Source organism: Roseibium algicola, from assembly GCF_001999245.1.
Lineage (GTDB): Bacteria > Pseudomonadota > Alphaproteobacteria > Rhizobiales > Stappiaceae > Roseibium > Roseibium algicola.
The window spans coordinates 2,675,519-2,694,376 of record NZ_CP019630.1 but is presented as its reverse complement, the minus strand read 5'-3'; the positions used below and the strand labels follow the sequence as shown (position 1 = coordinate 2,694,376).

At 60.6% G+C, this 18,858-nt stretch carries 22 protein-coding genes; 13 read left to right on the top strand and 9 right to left on the bottom strand.

What is annotated here, in order from left to right:
• Positions 1–27 precede the first annotated feature (27 nt).
• From B0E33_RS12560 to B0E33_RS12540, 5 genes are read right to left on the bottom strand one after another with little or no spacing between them, the layout of a single operon-like run.
• On the bottom strand, positions 28–720 hold the full coding sequence (locus B0E33_RS12560; RefSeq protein WP_077291388.1) for a rhomboid family intramembrane serine protease: 693 nt from the start codon (positions 718–720) through the stop codon (positions 28–30).
• Between the two features lie 32 nt (positions 721–752).
• Positions 753–1,328, bottom strand: a complete 576-nt coding sequence (locus B0E33_RS12555; protein WP_023002513.1) for a cob(I)yrinic acid a,c-diamide adenosyltransferase — start codon at positions 1,326–1,328, stop codon at positions 753–755.
• 40 nt (positions 1,329–1,368) lie between these two features.
• Entirely contained in the window at positions 1,369–1,566 is a 198-nt protein-coding gene (locus tag B0E33_RS12550) for a twin transmembrane helix small protein (RefSeq protein WP_023002512.1), read from the bottom strand.
• A gap of 52 nt (positions 1,567–1,618) precedes the next feature.
• A complete protein-coding gene (locus tag B0E33_RS12545) occupies positions 1,619–2,491 on the bottom strand; it encodes an SDR family oxidoreductase (RefSeq protein ID WP_077291387.1) in 873 nt (290 codons plus the stop codon).
• Between the two features lie 46 nt (positions 2,492–2,537).
• The gene (locus B0E33_RS12540) at positions 2,538–3,776 is read right to left on the bottom strand and encodes a ubiquinone biosynthesis hydroxylase (RefSeq protein ID WP_077291386.1); all 1,239 of its coding nucleotides are present in this window, start codon (positions 3,774–3,776) and stop codon (positions 2,538–2,540) included.
• 134 nt (positions 3,777–3,910) lie between these two features.
• Between B0E33_RS12540 and tesB the strand changes: the two genes are divergently transcribed.
• On the top strand, positions 3,911–4,777 hold the full coding sequence (tesB, locus tag B0E33_RS12535) for an acyl-CoA thioesterase II (RefSeq protein WP_023002509.1): 867 nt from the start codon (positions 3,911–3,913) through the stop codon (positions 4,775–4,777).
• Positions 4,778–4,976: 199 nt separating this feature from the next.
• Here the strand turns inward: tesB and B0E33_RS12530 are convergent, their stop codons facing one another.
• The 3 genes from B0E33_RS12530 to B0E33_RS12520 form a co-directional block, all read right to left on the bottom strand.
• Positions 4,977–6,194: a CobW family GTP-binding protein gene (locus tag B0E33_RS12530; protein WP_077291385.1), complete on the bottom strand. Its 1,218-nt coding sequence runs from the start codon at positions 6,192–6,194 to the stop codon at positions 4,977–4,979.
• Positions 6,195–6,338: 144 nt separating this feature from the next.
• The gene (locus B0E33_RS12525) at positions 6,339–6,704 is read right to left on the bottom strand and encodes a hypothetical protein (RefSeq protein ID WP_077291384.1); all 366 of its coding nucleotides are present in this window, start codon (positions 6,702–6,704) and stop codon (positions 6,339–6,341) included.
• 182 nt (positions 6,705–6,886) lie between these two features.
• The gene (locus tag B0E33_RS12520; RefSeq protein ID WP_208984651.1) at positions 6,887–8,248 is read right to left on the bottom strand and encodes a D-alanyl-D-alanine carboxypeptidase family protein; all 1,362 of its coding nucleotides are present in this window, start codon (positions 8,246–8,248) and stop codon (positions 6,887–6,889) included.
• A 446-nt stretch (positions 8,249–8,694) separates the two neighbouring features.
• On the opposite strand from B0E33_RS12520, the gene B0E33_RS12515 reads away from it, so the two are divergent.
• The 11 genes from B0E33_RS12515 to B0E33_RS12465 are packed head-to-tail and all read left to right on the top strand — an operon-like array spanning position 8,695 to position 16,034.
• Positions 8,695–9,549: an urease accessory protein UreD gene (locus B0E33_RS12515; protein WP_023002505.1), complete on the top strand. Its 855-nt coding sequence runs from the start codon at positions 8,695–8,697 to the stop codon at positions 9,547–9,549.
• Between the two features lie 18 nt (positions 9,550–9,567).
• On the top strand, positions 9,568–9,870 hold the full coding sequence (locus B0E33_RS12510; RefSeq protein WP_006936842.1) for an urease subunit gamma: 303 nt from the start codon (positions 9,568–9,570) through the stop codon (positions 9,868–9,870).
• 23 nt (positions 9,871–9,893) lie between these two features.
• Positions 9,894–10,199: an urease subunit beta gene (locus tag B0E33_RS12505; RefSeq protein ID WP_023002504.1), complete on the top strand. Its 306-nt coding sequence runs from the start codon at positions 9,894–9,896 to the stop codon at positions 10,197–10,199.
• Entirely contained in the window at positions 10,196–10,618 is a 423-nt protein-coding gene (locus B0E33_RS12500) for a lysozyme inhibitor LprI family protein (RefSeq protein WP_055660200.1), read from the top strand. Before B0E33_RS12505 ends, B0E33_RS12500 begins: the two co-directional genes overlap by 4 nt.
• Positions 10,618–11,049: a lysozyme inhibitor LprI family protein gene (locus tag B0E33_RS12495; RefSeq protein ID WP_077291383.1), complete on the top strand. Its 432-nt coding sequence runs from the start codon at positions 10,618–10,620 to the stop codon at positions 11,047–11,049. The genes B0E33_RS12500 and B0E33_RS12495 overlap by 1 nt, the downstream gene beginning before the upstream one ends.
• Before the next feature lie 36 nt (positions 11,050–11,085).
• Positions 11,086–12,798 (top strand): urease subunit alpha, encoded by a 1,713-nt coding sequence (gene ureC, locus B0E33_RS12490; protein ID WP_023002501.1) that lies wholly within the window; start codon positions 11,086–11,088, stop codon positions 12,796–12,798.
• A gap of 33 nt (positions 12,799–12,831) precedes the next feature.
• On the top strand, positions 12,832–13,437 hold the full coding sequence (locus B0E33_RS12485) for a glutathione S-transferase family protein (RefSeq protein ID WP_077291382.1): 606 nt from the start codon (positions 12,832–12,834) through the stop codon (positions 13,435–13,437).
• Complete coding sequence (locus tag B0E33_RS12480) at positions 13,434–13,970, top strand: urease accessory protein UreE (RefSeq protein ID WP_077291381.1); 537 nt, start codon at positions 13,434–13,436, stop codon at positions 13,968–13,970. The genes B0E33_RS12485 and B0E33_RS12480 overlap by 4 nt, the downstream gene beginning before the upstream one ends.
• Positions 13,861–14,694 (top strand): urease accessory protein UreF, encoded by an 834-nt coding sequence (locus B0E33_RS12475; protein WP_322853561.1) that lies wholly within the window; start codon positions 13,861–13,863, stop codon positions 14,692–14,694. The genes B0E33_RS12480 and B0E33_RS12475 overlap by 110 nt, the downstream gene beginning before the upstream one ends.
• Entirely contained in the window at positions 14,691–15,308 is a 618-nt protein-coding gene (ureG, locus tag B0E33_RS12470; protein ID WP_077291379.1) for an urease accessory protein UreG, read from the top strand. Before B0E33_RS12475 ends, ureG begins: the two co-directional genes overlap by 4 nt.
• Before the next feature lie 21 nt (positions 15,309–15,329).
• Entirely contained in the window at positions 15,330–16,034 is a 705-nt protein-coding gene (locus B0E33_RS12465) for a hypothetical protein (RefSeq protein WP_077291378.1), read from the top strand.
• Between the two features lie 67 nt (positions 16,035–16,101).
• Here the strand turns inward: B0E33_RS12465 and B0E33_RS12460 are convergent, their stop codons facing one another.
• Complete coding sequence (locus B0E33_RS12460) at positions 16,102–18,105, bottom strand: vWA domain-containing protein (protein ID WP_077291377.1); 2,004 nt, start codon at positions 18,103–18,105, stop codon at positions 16,102–16,104.
• Positions 18,106–18,263: 158 nt separating this feature from the next.
• On the opposite strand from B0E33_RS12460, the gene B0E33_RS12455 reads away from it, so the two are divergent.
• Entirely contained in the window at positions 18,264–18,662 is a 399-nt protein-coding gene (locus B0E33_RS12455; RefSeq protein ID WP_075282736.1) for a DUF1761 domain-containing protein, read from the top strand.
• Positions 18,663–18,858 lie beyond the last annotated feature (196 nt).

Here is an 18,858-nt window from a genome sequence, read left to right as displayed (position 1 = left end):
GGTCCGCATTCTTTTTGAAAACTGTGCCTAGGCGATGTTTCGGTCGAACAGGGGCACACCCCTGCGCCGGAAAAACACGATCAGCACGGCACCCGCCGCCATGCCGCCAATATGCGCGATCCAGGCGACATCGCTGTCGGACGCAATCACGGCATTGACGATCTGATAAAGGATCCAGCCGCCAAGCAACCATCCGGCGGAAAGGCGCAAGGGTATCCGGCCCAGTGCCAGCACCCACACCTTCACCCGCGGGTGCAGCATCAGATAGGCGGCAACAACGCCTGAAACGGCGCCGGACGCCCCGATCAACGGCACATCTGAATTGACGTCGATGGAGGCATAGGCCAACCCGCCGGCTATCGCACACAGCAGATAGAAGACCAGGTATCGCAGATGCCCCATGGCATCCTCGACATTATCGCCGAACACCCACAGGAACAGCATATTGCCGATCAGGTGCATGTAGCCGCCATGGAGGAAGGCATAAGTGACCACTGACATCCAGTCGGGCAGCATCTGCAGCTCCGGCGACAGATCCCGGATATCGAACAGGACAACCGGGATAAGGCCGAAGGAATAGGAGGACGCGGCCACCGCCTGCTGGGACCCTGCACCCTGATACAGAAGAAAGATCAGGATGTTGGTGGCAATCAGGAAAAGGTTCACAAAGGGGCGGGGAACATGGACCAGCCGATTGTGATCGTGAAGGGGAATGAACATTCAGCGCCAGGCCTCCGGCAAGGGGAACTGACCTAACGGTTCTGTCCAGGCACCCAAAGAACGTCCTGCTCACCCTTTTCATTCAGGTACCGCGAGGCAACGAAGAAATAGTCCGACAGGCGGTTCATGTAGCGCACGGCAGCGGGATTGATCTGCTCGCGGGCTGCCAGTTCCACCATCAGACGTTCTGCCCGGCGTGAGACCGTGCGGGCCAGATGCAGGTAGGCAGCGGCAGGACTGCCACCCGGCAGCACGAAGGAACGCAGCGGCTTGAGCTCCGCATTGAGGACGTCAATCGCCTGTTCGATCGCCGTGACCTGGGCGTCGGTGATCCGAAGCGGCTCGTACCCAAGGTCCTCACCCGTTTCCGGTGTTGCAAGATCGGCCCCCAGGTCGAACAGGTCGTTCTGGATCCTGCCGAGCGACTGGTCGACCTCCGGCGCAGACTGCCCGGTCTGAAGGCGAATCAGACCAACCACGGAGTTGGTCTCGTCGACGGTCCCGTATGCCTCGATCCTGAGGTCGCTCTTTCGGCGCCGTTCTCCGGAACCCAGCGCGGTCGTGCCGTCGTCACCCGTCTTCGTATAGATCTTGTTCAGAACAACCATTGTGCCCCCAGTTCCTCCGGTAGTGTCCGGTTATCTTGTCTTAGTGGCCGGTGCCGAAAAAGTAGAGACCGCCCATCACCAGGACAATCACCAGGAACTGAAGACCGACACGCCAGCGCATCAGGAGTTGCGAGCGGTTGGCCGGCCCGTGACGGAACATGTTCCAGATACCGAGCAGCAACACGAGTGCAACCGCGGCGAGGCCGACGGGAATGAGAAAGTTGATCAGATCTGCCATTTCGTTTTCCTTGTTTCACCACTGTCCGGCGCAGCCACCGGTCGGCAGGCAGCTATTCCTCGCCGTCGGCAGCCCAGATGCAGAACCGGTCGAGCAGACTGGTCGGCAGCACCCGTTTGGCCACCGCCATGACGGTGGTCGGAATTGTTACATGATAGCGCGCTTTCGGCCGATTTGCTTCCACCGCATGCACCAGCCGTTTGACCACGGCCTCCGGCGGCAGCTTGAACGGCCCGGGCTCTCCCGCCTCCATTCGGATGCGGCGCTTTTCGTAGGTCTTACGATGCCGTGACGCCTGCAGACCATCCTCGCCGATCCAGCGCTGAAAATTCGCCAGTGCGTTTTGCGTGAACCGGGTATCGATAGGACCGGGTTCGATCAGGCTGACGTGAATGCCGGTGCCTTTCAGTTCCTGGCGAAGCGTGTCCGAATAGGCTTCAAGCGCGAATTTGGAAGCGGTGTAGGCTCCGCGGTACTTGAGTGCCACAAACCCCAGTACGGACGAACACTGCACGATCCGACCGGAACCGTTGGCGCGCATTGAAGGCACCAACCGGCGGGTAAGATCATGCCAGCCGATGAAGTTCGCCTCGAAAAGCGACCGCAGGGCTTCCGTCGGCAGGTCTTCCAGCGCACCTGGAACCGCATAGGCGCCATTGTTGAACACCGCGCTCAACGCACCATCGGTGCGCTGCAGAACTTCGCTTGCCGTCGCCTCGATGCTGTCCGGATCCTCATAATCCAGGCGGAAGGCTTCGAAACCAAGATCGCTCAACCCGTCAACATCCGCCTGGCTCCGCGCAGTCGGAAAAACACGCCAGTTGCGCCCGCGCATGATGTGGGCTGCCGAAAGGCCGATGCCAGAGGAACAGCCCGTAATCAGGATCGACCGGTGCGCGGAAAAACTCTCCGGATTGGCAATCATCAAATGGAAATCCTGCGGAGTGGAAGACGGTCCGATCCAACTCCTATCAGATAGGTTCGCCGGAAAGCAATTTCGGTACCGGCCCTGCAAAACCGGCAGCTTCCTTGATGAACTGCGTTTTCAGGCCCGGCATCCTGTCCACAATACCAAGTCCGAAATCGCGCATGGCGCGCAACACGTCATTGTCATTGGAAAACAGGCGGTTCAGTACGTCGGTGACAACGCCCATCTGGAACGTATCGAACCGGCGCCAGCGCTGGTAGCGTTCCAGAACGTCGAAACCGCCGAGATCCTGCCCCAGACGACGGGCATCCACCAGCACTTCGGCCAGTGCCGCGACATCCTTGAAGCCCAGATTGAGCCCCTGGCCCGCAATCGGATGAATGCCATGGGCGGCATCGCCGATCAGGGCGAAGCGCGGCTTGACGAAATCACGCGCCAGCTTCAGCCCGAGCGGATAGGCCCGGCGCGGACCGTCCAGCTCCAGTGTGCCGAGGTGATGTCCGAAACGGCGTTCCAGTTCCAGTTCGAAAGTAAAGCCGTCAGACCGCACAAGCCGGTCGGCGTCCGCTGTCTTTTCCGTCCAGACCAGCGACGACCGGTTGCCCGGCAAGGGCAGGATCGCAAATGGTCCGGCAGGCAGGAAATGTTCTTCCGCCCGGCCGTTGTGAGGCCGTTCATGCTTCACTGTTGTGACGATACCGGACTGGCCGTAGTCCCAGTTGACCGTCCGGATACCGGCAAGGTCGCGCAGGCGGGAGCGCACGCCGTCGGCTGCAACGAGCAGCCGGCTTTTCAGAAGGGTCCCGTCTTCCAGCGCCAGTTCGACGTGGTCTGGATGAGTGCGAAAGGTTTCCCCGGTGCCCGGTGCGAAAAAGCTCACGCCAAGCGCCTTGGCCGCCTTGTAGAGCGCAGGCATCATCACGCCGTTCGGCATCATGTGGGCAAAGGGTTCACCCTCCGTCGCCTCCCCGCCGAACGTCAGGAAGACCGGGCGAACCGCATCGCGAAGCTTGCTGTCGGTGACGATCATTTCGTTGATCGGCTGGGCTACGCCCGCAATCTTCTGCCAGATACCGAGTTGCGACAGCATGCGTGAGGCAGCTGCCGCGATGGCTGAGGCGCGAGGATCCTTGTGGAGGTCTTCCATCGGCTTGGGATCGACCACGGCACAGGTGAGGCCGGCATCGCCCTGCTTCAACGCCACCGCCAGAGACAGGCCGACATAACCGCCGCCTGCGATCACGACATCGAACATGTCCGGGACGCTTTTTTTCCTCGCCATCGTCTTCTTCTCCTTGCCTTCGGTTTCCCTAAAGGCATCTTGACTTTAACGTCAACTGCCGTCCAAGAGTGCGGTGCCGGGGCTCCAAGCCTCGAACCAAATCACCTGCCGTCTATCTAACAGGGATCGCGCCGATGAACACGGCCATTGATAATCTTCTCCAGATTCTCGACCTGGAACCGCTGGAACGCAACCTGTTCCGTGGTCGCAGCCCGCAGGTCGGCTGGCAACGCGTATTTGGCGGGCAGGTGATCGGCCAGGCGCTGGTTGCCGCCTCGCGCACCGTGGTGGAAGACCGTCACGTCCATTCCCTGCATGGCTACTTCCTCAGGCCCGGCGATCCGTCAGTCCCCATCATCTACGAAGTCGACCGCATCCGCGACGGTGGCAGCTTCACCACACGGCGCGTTGTCGCGATCCAGCACGGCGAAGCTATCTTTTCCATGTCCGCCTCCTTTCAGGTGCATGAAGAGGGGCTGGAGCACCAGATCGACATGCCGGACGTTCCGACGCCTGAAGATCTGCCCAGCGAACAGGAACTGAAGGAAAAATTCCTGTCGATGGCCCCGGAAAACATCCGCCGCTACTGGGAACGCGAGCGGCCGATCGAGATGCGCCCGGTCGACATGACCCATTATTTCAGCAAGAAGCCCCTGCCACCGCAGCAGTATGTCTGGGTACGTGCGACAGGCCCACTGCCGGACGACGAACGCATGCACCAGTGTGTCCTCGCCTATGCTTCCGACATGACGTTGCTGGACACCTCGCTGTTTCCCCATGGCACGTCCGTCTTCAGCCCGAAGATCCAGGCCGCCAGCCTGGACCATGCCATGTGGTTTCACCGTCCTTTCCGCGCCGACGACTGGCTGCTTTACGCCACCGACAGCACCTCATCTTCCGGCTCACGCGGGATAAACCGCGGATCACTGTTCACCAGGGATGGGGTCCTGATCGCCTCGACCGCCCAGGAAGGACTGATCCGCCTGCGCAAGAAAGATTGAGTTTCCGAGACGATGGTGCAGTCACCGCTGGCTGCTACTCAAAACCTCAGAGCCTCATCCTGAGGAGGGCCTTAAGGCCCGTCTCGAAGGATGGGCCACTTGTTCCTGTGGGTGCCGCCCATCCTTCGAGACGCCGCTTCGCGGCTCCTCAGGATGAGGGATCCCATTGGAGAGCGCCGGGGTATTGCAGACCTGCCGCCTACCTCACCGGACTGGTAAAGCCCGACACCGCCAACGGATTGTCGGTCAGGGCCTGGTGATCCGGCGTATCGGGCAGCAAGGCGCCCGAAAAGGCCTCGAACATGCGCCTGACGAACCCTTCCGGCAGGTCCTTGGTGATGAACACCATGCGGGTTCTGTGATCTGCGTCCGGCCAGGCCTCTAGTGTCGCGGGTGGATGGAAGACATGCTGGACACCGTGGATGACAACCGGCCTTTCCGGATCCTCGGCCAGCTGAACGATACCCTTCACCCGAAGCAGTTTAGGCCCGTGCGCCGAACGCAGCAGATCGAGGAACATTTCCAGCGCGGACGCCGGCACCGGTCGATCAGTCGACAGGGTAAAGGCCCGGATGGCATCACTATGCCGGTTCACGTCATGAGCATGGGCATGGTCGTGGCCGTGGTGATGCCCGTGCGAATGGCCATGTGCATGATCGTGACCGTGATGGTGGCCATGCTGCTGGTCTTCGTAGGCTTCCGCGTTCAGCCAGGCAGCCACGTCCGGGATCTTGCTCTTCGGATCATAAAGACCGGCGTTGAAAAGATTTTCCACAGTTGCATCATCCGCCTGGGCGTCCAGCCGGCGGGCGCCGGGATTGAGCTGTTGCAAACGCTGCTTGAGGGCGTCGAAGGAGGCCCGCGCCTCTTCGTCTTGAACGAGATCGGTCTTGGTGAAGACCAGCCGGTCGGCAACAGCGGCCTGCTTGCGCGCTTCCTCGTGATTGTCGAGGGTCGACAAACCGTTGACCGCGTCCACAAGCGTGATCACGCTGTCGAGCCGGTAGCGCATCACCAGATAGGGATGCAGCATGACCGTGTGCAGGATGGGCGCCGGATCCGCCAGACCCGTCGTCTCGATGATCACCCGGTTGAGCCTGTCCATGCGGCCGTTATCCAGTCGGCGCAACAGGTTTTCGAGCGTCGTGACAAGATCGCCGCGAATGGTGCAGCACAGGCAACCGGAGGCAAGCTCCACGATGCCGTCGCCGGCCTGATCGACAAACAGGTGATCGAGCCCGATCTCGCCGAATTCATTGATGATGACCGCTGTGTCCGCCATCGACGGATCCTTCAGGATCCGATTGAGGAGCGTTGTCTTGCCTGACCCCAGAAACCCGGTCAGGACTGACAGGGGAATGGGGGGCTTCGGACCCTTGGGTTTTTGTCCTTCGGCAACCGGTGTCGGCGAGGCCATGGTATCTCTCCAGATGCATTCGCCGGTCCTTGATCGGACCCGGCGGACTTTCCGCAGACACATAGGCAGAAAGGCGGGTCAGCGCAAATGCTGGTCCCGCCACGTCGGCTTGTTCAGTTGGAAAAACGTCCGGCTGACGCCGAATCACCCCGCGTTGAGGATGATGTCGTCTTCTTCGGAGGCCGCTTCGGCGTCCTTCTTGTCGAGGGCGACAATTTTCCTGTCGGCTTCATCCTCGGACAGATCCATCGGGGTCAGATCCTGGACGATGTCCGCTTCAGACGCTTCCCGTTCGGCTTCCACGTCTGTGTCGCTGTCAGCTTCGAACTCGAAGTCGTCCAGTTCCTCTTCCGCCTCGACATCAACCACGAGCCGGACAGCCTCCGCCGCCTTTCGCAAGGTGGCGATCACATGGTCGACCGAAACCCCTTCCTCCAGTTGATTGGCGGAAAGTTCCGCAAGGCTGGCCAGAGCCTTGATGGTGGCGGTGGATCTCGGTTCAATCATCATGCGATCTCTCGACCTGTTGTGCCGGCATATTCTGTGCCGCAGTGGCATTTCGAAGTCCGGCAGGGAGCACGCCTTTGCCAGAAAAATGCTTACTGCAGTGTTAAGGAGTAGCGTAAATAAAAGGTTAACTCCGTTAACCGCAACGCTACATCATCGGCACCGTCAAAGATCTGGAAATCGAATTACTTGCGAGGACTTGGGGAAGGAACCGGAACGGTGAAATCCAGACCCTTGCGGAAGATCGATCCGGGTGAGGATTTCGAAAGTTCAACCGCGGCTCCCGGGCGTGACACGGTATCGCCACCCTGCGGAATTGCGCCTGCGGTTTTGGCATTGGCCGTCAGCTGCATCTTCGCCCGGATTTCGTTTTCTGCCCGCCGCACGGGATTGGCGACCGGCAGCGGTACGTCTTCCGCCGCAATATCCTCGCCCGCGATGGCTGCGACCGCTTCACTGGCGGCACCGGCGGGAACGGTGCCCGGGCTGACGGAAGGCGACCCTTTCGGGTTGCCGAGGCCGACATCCAGCGGACGGTAGGCAATCCGGCGAGGGCCGAGGGTACGGTCAAGGATCTTTGCCCAGTCCGGTTTGCCGTTGGACAGTTTGAAACCGCTGTCGTCGAGCTTGTCCTCATCGGACTTGTTGGCCTTGGCGAAGAACAGGAACCCGCCCTGCTTTTCCTTTTCCATGTCGAACCGGGCCATGTAGCCCTTGGGACCCGGGCTCTTGTTGCGCCGGCAGTAACCGTCGGCCGGCGGATTGCCGCTGGTGCCCGAAAGACTCGTGATGCTACGGCCGCCGCGCTTGCGGAACCCTTCGTCAAAAAGCTGGCGTGCAAAGGCGGTGCGCTCCAGACCGGAACCCGCGCCAAGGATAATCGCGATCAAGGTCTTGTTGCCGCGCGTCGCGGAGGCGGCAACATTGTACCCGGAATTGCAGATGTAGCCGGTCTTCATGCCATTGGCGCCGGGCACGCGCAGCAGGAATTCCCGATTGGCCGACCGCAGGGTCTTCTTGCCGAAGCGGATCCCCGGGTGGTCATAGTAGTTTCGGGATTCCGGAAAGTCCCGGCGCAGCGCCAGGGCCAGAATGGCAAGGTCCCGCGCCGTGGTCACCTGCCGGTTGTCTGGCAGACCATGCGGATTGTAGAACCGGGTATTGGACATTCCCAGGCGCTGAGCTTCCGCATTCATCATGGCGATGAAGCCGGCTTCAGATCCCGCGATCGACTCGCCGAGCGCTACCGCAACATCGTTGGCCGACTTGATCAGAATGATCTTCAGCGCCGTGTCGACAGTGAACCGCGTCCCGACCTTGAACCCCATCTTGCTGGGTGGTTCGGCCGCGGAGTTCTTGGATTGCACCACCGCGCTGTCGAGCGAGGCGCGTCCTTCGCGGATCGCCTTGAAGGTGACATAGGCCGTCATGAGCTTGGTGAGTGAGGCCGGGTACCACTTGCGCGTGGCGTTTTCCTGCTCGATCACAGCGCCGGAACTCGCATCGATCAGGACATAGGCACCTATATCCGCCCGTGCCTGGCTCATGGCCAGACTCATCACAAGAGCGGTTACGGTCAGACAAACGGAAGTCAGGCGGCCAATCGGGCTCAAAAACACGGTTTCCCTCGCTCGTCATCCAGCGGATGACACGTCGCAATTGGGCAATGGCAGTATGAATAGCTGCTGTCTTCTTAAAAAACCGGAACATCGGCGCGAGAGCAACCCCTTCCTCAAATCCACTCCACGCCAATCTTTCTTGCAATTGCCTTATTTTTGAGCAACTTTTGCGAGCAGGCATTGATAAGCTGCGGGAAACAGGGACTTTTTTCGCCGGTGTCGTCTTGCCTTTCCACTTGCCGGCCTTGGCCCGGCTCTTGCTAAGATTGCCGAGGGCATATTGCCCATTGCGGCCCGGCGACGGTCTGGACCAATTTGAACAGATGTGAAAAATAACAATGACTGAATGAGCCCGCAGGGGGGGCGGTCAAGCAATGTATGATGCTGGTCTGGCATCAGAAACGGGCGGGAAAGCCGTAGTTCTGCAGCGCGTGAAAGGCATCGGCAAGGTGCGTTTTTCGGCGCCGGATGGCAAAACCCGTCTGACCGATCTGTATCAGAGCGGGTCGGCCAAGGTTCGCCTGCCGAAGGTCTATGATACCCCTGCAACAGCCGTTCTCATCAACACCGCCGGCGGTCTCACCGGAGGTGACCAGCTCGACTATGAAGTCGGCGCTGACGCCGGTGTACACGTAATTGTGACCAGCCAGACGGCCGAACGTGCCTACCGCAGCCCGGGCGGCACCGCCCAGGTGAGCGGCCATTTCACGGTCGGTCCCGGTGCGACCCTGGAATGGCTGCCCCAGGAAACCATCCTTTTCAACGCCTCGCGCCTTCGCCGCACGCTGCAGGCGGACCTGGAAGGTGACGCAAGGCTGATGATGGTCGAATCCTTCGTCCTTGGCCGAAAGGCGATGGGCGAGCAGGTCAAGTCCGTATTCTACCGCGACAGCTGGCGCATCCGCCGGGACGGGAAGCTGGTGTTTGCCGACGACATCCGGCTGGATGGCGACCCGGCCGACGCGCTGACCGGCCCGGCTACGGCCGCCGGCGCCCTGGCCGCCGCAACCTTTGTCGATTGCTCCGCCGATGCCGAAGACAGGCTCGCCAGGGCAAGAGAGCTGATCGAAACATTGCCGGATGGAACCGCCCAGGCGGCCGCCAGCGCCTGGAACGGCTTGCTGATAACCCGGTTTGTGTCCAATGATGGCCGCGGCTTGCGCACGGCCCTGATGTCGTTTCTCACCGGATACCGAATGACGGCGCTGCCGCGCGTCTGGTATTGCTGATTTGGAGGACTTTCTTTCATGAACCTGACGCCCCGCGAAAAGGACAAGTTGCTCATTTCCATGGCCGCGATGGTCGCCCGCCGCCGCCTGGAACGGGGCGTGAAGCTGAACCATCCGGAAGCCGTCGCCCTGATCACCGATTTCGTTGTCGAGGGGGCCCGTGACGGGCGCACCGTTGCCGACCTGATGTCCGCGGGCGCCAAGGTACTGACACGCGACCAGGTGATGGAAGGCGTGTCCGAGATGATTCACGATGTTCAGGTCGAGGCCACCTTTCCTGACGGCACCAAGCTCGTGACCGTGCACGAACCGATCCGCTGACCGCAATTTCCAAGGAGACGCGCATGATCCCCGGAGAACTGTTTCCCGCCGAAGGCGAGATCGAACTGAACACAGGCCTTGAGACCGTGACGGTGGAAGTCGCCAACACGGGTGATCGGCCGATCCAGGTCGGCAGCCACTATCACTTCTTCGAAACCAATGAAGGCCTGTCTTTCGACCGGGAAAAGACCCGCGGCATGCGCCTGGATATTCCGGCAGGCACAGCCGTGCGCTTCGAACCCGGCCAGTCCAGATCCGTGACACTGGTGCCTTATCGCGGCAGCCGCACGGTCTACGGCTTCAACCAGAAGGTCATGGGCGAATTGTGATCAGATCCGCATCATCTCTTTCGTTTTCGCTGATCGGGCTCGGTCTTCTGCTCGCCGGACCTGTCGCCGCGCAGGAAACACCCAACTGCGAAAATGCCATGACGCAGTCGGAGATGACCCAGTGTGCCAACATCGACTGGCTGAAGGCGGATGCGGAGCTGAACGCGGTCTACAGATCCGCAATGGAAAAGATGACCGAGACCGACGCTTATTTGCCGGAAGGGCTGAAGGGGGCGGTCGAAACATTGCGCGAAGCCCAGCGTGCCTGGATCCCCTATCGCGACAAGGCCTGCGACGCCTACGGCTTTCTGGCCCGCGGCGGAACCATGGAACCCATGCTCGTCTACGGCTGCCGCGCAGATCTGACCCGCAACCGCATCGACGAGTTGAGACAGCTCAGTGAAGGTCTGGGGAATTGATGCCTGTGCGCGGTGTGACCCTTCCTGCTTTAGCCCTGTTTCTGGCCACCGCCGGCACAGCGATTGCTGAGGAAGAGAAGGTCAACGACAACATCGACTGCGGCTATCCGCTGACCGAAGCCGAACGCAGCTTTTGTGCCGACAAGGCCCTGGAAGACGCTGACACGCGCATGAAGGAAGCCTTTGACCGGCTGCGAACTAGGCTGGTCGAGATCGATGCGGAATTGCCGGAGGAGCTGAAGGGCGCCCCCGCCAGCCTCGACGATGCCCAGGCCGCCTGGAAAACCTACGCCGACAAGGATTGCACCGCCTACAGCTTCCCCTTCAAGGGCGGCACACGCGGCAACGAACTGTACCGGAACTGCCTGATCGTCCTCACCATGAAACGCACAGAGGATCTGGATGCGACGGTTGAGGACTACGCGAATTAAACACACCGATTTCTGATCGCCGATTGGAGACTAGATATGGCCTACAAGATGCCCCGCGCCGCTTATGCGGACATGTTCGGACCGACAACCGGCGACAGGCTGCGCCTTGCGGATACCGATCTCATCATCGAGGTGGAAAAGGATTTCACCACCTATGGCGACGAGGTGAAGTTCGGTGGCGGCAAGGTTATCCGTGACGGCATGGGTCAGTCCCAGGCTCCCCGTTCCGCCGGTGCTGTCGACACGGTCATCACCAATGTGCTGATCATCGACCACTGGGGTATCGTCAAGGCCGATGTCGGGCTGAAGGACGGCCGGATCGTCGGCATCGGCAAGGCCGGCAACCCGGATGTCCAGAACGGTGTCGACATCATCGTCGGTCCCGGCACGGAAGCGATCGCCGGGGAGGGCAAGATCCTCACCGCAGGTTCGATCGATGCTCATATCCACTACATCTGCCCGCAGCAGATCGATGAAGCCCTGTGCTCCGGCGTGACCACCATGATCGGCGGTGGCACCGGTCCGGCAACGGGCACCAACGCGACCACCTGTACGCCCGGCCCGTGGCACATCACCCGGATGCTTCAGGCTGCCGACAGCTTCCCGATGAACCTCATCTTCGCCGGCAAGGGCAACGCCTCCCTGCCTGCCGCGCTGGAAGAGCAGGTGATGGCGGGGGCCGCAGCCCTCAAGATCCACGAAGACTGGGGCTCCACACCGGCGACCATCGACAACTGCCTGTCGGTGGCCGATGAATACGACGTCCAGGTGATGATCCACACCGACACCTTGAACGAGTCCGGTTTTGTCGAGAACACCACCGCTGCGTTCAAGAACCGCACCATCCACGCCTTCCACACCGAAGGCGCCGGCGGCGGCCACGCACCGGACATCATCAAGGTGGTTGGCGAACCCAACGTCATTCCGTCGTCCACCAACCCGACACGGCCTTACACGGTCAACACGCTGGAAGAGCATCTCGACATGCTCATGGTCTGTCACCACCTGCACAAGGACATTCCGGAGGACGTTGCTTTTGCCGAAAGCCGCATCCGCAAGGAAACCATTGCGGCGGAAGACATTCTTCATGACATGGGTGCGTTCTCGATCATCTCCTCCGACAGCCAGGCCATGGGCCGCGTCGGCGAAATCATCATCCGCACCATGCAGACCGCGCACAAGATGAAGGTGCAACGCGGCCGCCTCTCGGATGAAACCGGCGAGAACGACAATTTCCGGGTCAAGCGCTACATGGCCAAGACCACCATCAACCCGGCCATCGCTCATGGCCTGGACGAGTACATCGGCTCGGTTGAGGTTGGCAAGCTGGCCGACCTCGTGCTCTGGGATCCGAAATTTTTCGGCATCAAGCCGGCGCTGGTGCTGAAGCTCGGCTCCATCGCGACCGCTCCGATGGGCGATCCGAACGGGTCCATCCCGACACCGCAGCCGGTGCATTACCGGCCGATGTTCGCCTCCTACGGCAAGATGCTGACGCACAGCCGTGTCACCTTCGTGTCCCAGGCGGCCTATGACACCGGCGTCAAGCACAAGGCCGGTCTCGACAGCCTGGTGCTTCCGGTCAAGAACACCCGTGGTGGAATCTCCAAAAAGTCGATGATTCACAACAACATGATGCCAAAGATCGAAGTGCATCCGGAAACCTACGAGGTGCGCGCCGACGGCGAACTGCTGACCTGCGAACCTGCCGAAGTGTTGCCGATGGCCCAGCGCTACTTCCTGTTCTAAGCTCCGCAAGAACGCGTTCGGGAGAGGAAGGGCATGTATAAGATCGTCGGATTTCCGCGGACCCGCGCCATGCGGGTAATGTGGCTGCTTGAGGAACTGGGCGAACCCTACGAGGTTGACCCGGCTCTGCCGCAGTCGGATACCGTCAAGGCGCTCAATCCAAGCGGCAAGGTGCCCGTGCTGGTCGACGGTGACGCCGCCATCACCGATTCCGTCGCAATCTGTACCTATCTGGCCGACAAGCACGGCCGGTTTACCTTTCCCGCCGGAACTCTTGATCGCGCCCGTCAGGACAGCATCACCCAGTTCGGTGTCGATGTGCTGGAAGGCGCGCTCTGGACCGCTGCGAAGAACACCTTCATCCATCCCGAAAATGTCCGTGTTCCGGCGGTCAAGGACGTCTGCCGGCGCGAATTCGAGCAAGGCCTGAAAACGCTGGAAACGCTGATCGGTGACGGCCCCTATGCCATGGGCGAAACCTTCACCATTGCCGACATCATCGTCGGGCACTGCTCCGGCTGGGCACTGGCCGCCAAGTTCGACCTGCCCAAAGAAGGTCCGGTCTACGATTATTTCAAACGCCTCAGGGAGCGTCCCGCTTTCCAGGCCATGATGGCAAAGGTTATGGAAGCCGCATGATCCGCGTCGCGAAAATCCACAAGGCCGAAACTTGGACCGGCGATGTCACCGACCGGGTCACGCTTGACCGGGAAGACCGGTATCGCCGCAGGGCAGTCCTGACCGGCGCAGCCGGGTTGACCTTCCTGCTGGATGAACCGATGGCGATCCATTTGCGCCATGGCGACGGGCTGGAACTTGAAGACGGTCGGATCGTCGAAGTTCTCGCAGAACCTGAGGAAGTGGTCGAAATTCACGCCGACGACACCGCCCACCTGGTGAAGATCGCCTGGCACCTGGGCAACCGGCACCTGCCGACGCAGCTCATGGGCAACACCCTGCGGATCCGGCGGGACCACGTGATTGAAGACATGGTGGAAAGGCTCGGTGGCCGCCTGACCGAACTGTCTGCCCCCTTCGATCCGGAAGGCGGCGCCTACGGCCATGGCCGCACCCACGGGCATGATCATGGACACGGGCATTCGCATGGGCACAGCCATGACCATAGCCACGATCACGGCCACGACCACGGTTCCGGACATTCCCATGACTGAGCCAGTGTCACCCCGGCTCCCCCTGTCACCGCAGGCGCTCTACCGGCTGCAGGCCTTTCTCTCACCGGCCTTTCCGATCGGCGCCTTTACTTACAGCCACGGGCTGGAACAGGTGATCGAGCAGGGCGGGGTGGCAAGTGCGGCGGAACTTGGCGTCTGGCTGCGTGAAATCCTCCGCTTCGGCGCTGGACGAAGCGACGCCATCCTGCTGAAGGAAACCTACCGGGCCGCTCTTGCGGGAGATCGAGCGACCGTTGACGAGCTGCGTGACCTGGGGCTGGCCCTGCAACCCTCCAGGGAGCGGCATCTGGAATCCAGTGCCCAGGGCAGCGCCTTTTTCAGAGCCGTGTGCAACAGCTGGTTGCCGAAAGCGGGCACCGAGGCCGCACGCCTGTTTCACGAATTCGCGGGCGAGGAAAACACCTCCTGGCCTTACCCGGTAGTGCTGGGACTTGCAGCTGCGGCTCACGGCTTGCCGGTGGATGCCGCGCTTCACTGTTTCCTGCATGCTTTCGCGGCCAATCTGATTTCCGTCGCCGTGCGGGTGGTGCCGCTTGGCCAGAGCGACGGCCAGAAGGTGCTGGCTGGTCTGGAACCGGTGATCTTCGAAATTGCAGAAGAGGCCGAGGCGGCAGGTCTTGACGATCTCGGCACCTCCACCTTCCTTGCAGATATCGCCTCCATGGCACATGAAACCCAGTATTCGAGGTTGTTCCGTTCATGACTTCCCAAAATGGTCCCTTGCGCGTCGGCATCGGCGGTCCCGTCGGTTCCGGCAAGACCACGCTGACCGACAAGCTGTGCAAGGCCATGCGCGACCGCTACTCGCTCGCCGTCATCACCAATGACATCTACACAAGCGAGGACGCCGAAGCCCTGATGCGCTCGCAGGCCTTGACCCGTGACCGCATTCGCGGTGTCGAGACCGGCGGCTGCCCACATACGGCAATCCGTGAAGACGCCTCCATCAATCTGGCAGCCGTGGCGGACCTGACCAAAAGCATCCCGGATCTCGACCTGATCCTGATCGAATCCGGCGGTGACAACCTGGCCGCAACCTTCTCGCCAGAGCTCGCCGACCTGACGATCTACGTGATCGATGTTGCCGCCGGCGAGGAAATTCCGCGCAAGGGCGGGCCGGGCATCACGCGCTCCGATCTCCTGATCATCAACAAGACAGACCTTGCGCCCTATGTCGGCGTCAATCTGGAGGTCATGGACCGGGATGCAAAGAAGATGCGCAAGGAACGACCCTTTGTTTTCGCCAATACAAAGGCGGGAGAGGGCGTCGAATCCGTGGTAGACTTCATCGTCCAAAAGGGTGGGCTGAACGCTTAAATCTTCGATGTTGATGGCCGAATGATCGCTGGCAGACAGGATGCCTGCGCGCATAACAATGCGCTCTGGTGCGATGCGGTCCTGAAAACCGCAGGTGCGAAAACCGAATTTCATGCAGGGTTCTGGTGCGCTCGGGACAAGGCCCTGCCGCTCTATCCGAACATTGTCACCCTGTCGCCGAAGCAGGGAGCTGATTTTTATGCCGCGCTGCCCGATTTGCCGAAGGGGGCCGGGGTAAAGGACAGTTTCGACAGTCTGGATCTGGCACCTTACGGCTTTCAGAGGCTTTTTAGCGGTACCTGGCTGTTTCGTCCGCCGCCAAGTGCCAAACGTGCCTCGATCAGCTCCGATTGGCACAAGGTGGCGACATCGGAAAGCCTGAAGAAGTGGCTGGCCGGCTGGAACGAGAACGAAAGCCTCCATGCCGTTTTCCCGTCCAGACTGCTGGAACGCAAAACCATCGATTTCGCCGCCATCATCACGAACGGCAAAGTAAAGGCAGGGGCGGTCTTCAACACCGGTCCGAAGCTTGACGGCAAGGATATCCTTGGCCTTTCAAACGTCTTCTGCCGCAAGACCTGGCTCTACAGTGCTCTGCATGATCTTCTGGAACCGTTTCCGAACCGGTCGATTTGCACCTACGAAAATGATGCAAGCGTGCTACCGGTCTATCGGCAACTCGGTTTCGAGCCTTGCGGACTGCTTTCCGTCTGGCTGAAACAGTAGCTCCGGCAAGAGCGAAGCCCGCAACTTTTCAGCTGCGGGCTTCGATTTTCGTTGATGACCGGTCGCGCTATTTCACCGTCACGGTCTGCCGCGCAACGATTTCCGCGTCACCTGCGGACAGCACGAAGCGCAGCTCGTAAGTGCCCGGCTCTTCCGGTGTCCGCACCTCCACAACGCCGTTGGAGATGTTGTCCGCAATCTCCCAGGCGCCCGGCGCCGTACTCCAGGCATCCTGAGACGGTTCGGCAAAACCGATGAAGTTGCTGCTGTTGGCCGGGCCGCTCGCCTTTACGCTGACATAGCTGGCAGCCGGAACTTCGGACGGGCCCTCCAGCGTCACCTTCGGATCCGTGATCTTCAAAGGTTGGCTGGCCAGGATCTTCGATCCGTCGGACGTCGAGAGAATGTAACGCAGCTCGTAATCGCCCCGAGCCAACGGCGCGATGATCGAGACACTGTCTCCATCGGGACGTTCGTAGGTCACATAGGCCGAAGGGTCGGAGCCGACCGGCGCGATGCCGATCCAGTCGTCGGGCGCCTTCGGTCCGCTCCAGGTCACGTTCAGTCTGCCGGCCGCCTCAACCATGCTGTCGGCCTGAAGCGTTGCTGCGCTTTCGCCAACGGTTAGCGGTTGGCGCGTCAGGATCGTCTGGTCGATGCCGGTGACATAGATGACGTCATAGGTGCCGGCTTCACTCGGTGCCTGAAGGGTGACGGGAGACCCGTCGGCAGTGCCTGTCCAGCGGCCCTGGTAATCGTCAACCGTGCCGTCCTTCGGAACGATCCCGATCCAGTCCTCCGGCCCGTTCGGACCTTCAAAGGCAATCTCCACCGGCTGACCGGCGGCAACTTCGGGGGCGTAGGTCAGGATTGCATGGACTTCGGTCACCTTGATCGGCGCCTTTGCCAGAACACGTTCACCGCTATCGGCCCAGACATAGACGATTTCATAGTCGCCCGGCTGGGTTGGCAGGGCCAGTTTGGCGGGGTTACCGTCGCGCACATACACCCAGAGATCCCGTTCGAGCCTGTTTCCGTCCGGGGTGACGACACGCAGGAAATCACCATCCAGGCCCGGGCCTTCAAAGGCAACTTCCAGCAGCGAGGTTGCAGGTGCATCAGGGGAGGCGGGCGTGACACGCGCCTCGGGAAGATTGCCGTCGAGAAGAACAGTCTGCTGTCCGCCCTTGTCGGACACCTCAAGCGATGCACCGCCTGCCTTTTCACCAAGTTCTGCACTGACGACGTAGGATCCCGGCTCGAGCTCGACCTCGACGCTGCCACCTGTCATGCCGGACGCAACCACGGTCTCGTCGTCGACGGTGGCCACTGTCCATTGCACAGGGCCTGAAACAGGCTGGCCGCTTTCCTTGTCGGCTGCTGTCAGGACTGTCACAGGCAGCGACGCTTTTTCCTCAACCGCGGCGACGCTTTCCTTCAGCGCTTCGGTCAGGCCGTCGGCGTCCTTGGCGTTCCAGTAAGTGCCGCCTGTCAGATGCGCAATACAGGCAATCTTGGCCTGATCCGCCTTGGAAGCGATGTCGAAACCGATGACATGGGCCTTGAAATCGACACCGGACTTGGCAAGTGCCTCGGCGAGGGCGCAAGGATCCCCGCCGCAGGTCTCGATACCATCTGAGATCAGGATCAGCCGTCCCGGGCGGTCGTTCTGCGCCAGAAGTTCCGCGGCCTGCCGAAGTGTTTCGGTAATCGGCGTCTTGCCGCGCGGCGTAAGCGCCTTGACGCTTTGCACCAGTTTGGAGCGATCCAGCTCACTCACCGGCACCAGCGTTTCCACATCGCCGCAATCGGCCTTGCGGCGGTGACCATAGGCCATCACGCCAGCCCTGGTTCCATCCGGAAGACCGGTAACAAAGCCTTCGAAGGCAGACCGCGCAATTTCCGCTTTTGCGGTACCGTCGATCTGGCCCCACATGGAATTGGAAGAATCCAGGACGAACAAAAGATCAGAAGGTGTATCCGTCTGTGCCCCTGCAGGGGACATGAACATCGTGCCGCCGATGAGGGCGGCTCCCATAAGTCGAAACACAGGTCGCTTTGAAAAGAGCATGAAACCTTGGGCTCCTGTAATGAATTTTCGAAAAAGCCTTATCCGGAAAGGAGATAGGCGAGACGGGCCGAATTTAGAGACACTTGCAATCCCGAAGTGTGATAAAAGTCGCAAGTAGACAGAATTGCCAAGGAAAAAATGACGTTGGGAGACCTGCAATGATGTTCGACGGTATCAACCTGATTGCAGTTGCTGCGGCCGCCATTGTGTCTTTCCTGTTCGGCGCGCTCTGGTACGGCATCCTCGGCAAGGCCTGGATGAACGCCGCCGGTCTGACCAAGGAGCAGACGAGGCCAAACCCGGTTGTCTTTGCAACGGCCTTTTTCTGCCAGATCATCATGGCATTCGTCTTCGCGGGCGTGATCTATCACACCGGTGGAGCCGATATCAGGAACGGCATCATCTCCGCGCTGATGATCTGGGTCGGCATCGTCATGACCACGCAGATCGTCAACCACCGCTTTCAAGGGCTGTCCTGGAACCTGACGCTGATCGACGGCGGTCACTGGCTCGGGGTACTGCTTGTGCAGGGTATCGTGATCGGATGGCTGAGCTGACGTGATCGCCGGGAAATACGCGTAAATCCGTACGAGATTGAAGGTCTTAGGCCTTGCCATAGACCAAAGACTCGCCGACTAAAGTACCAAGTCTAGGTTCTGGACGCTTTGAGGGGCCATACGCATAATGGCCCCGGCAAAACAAGGCCGCGGAAGGGAGAACTCGCTTACCGCAGGTCCAATTGTGGTTTCTGGG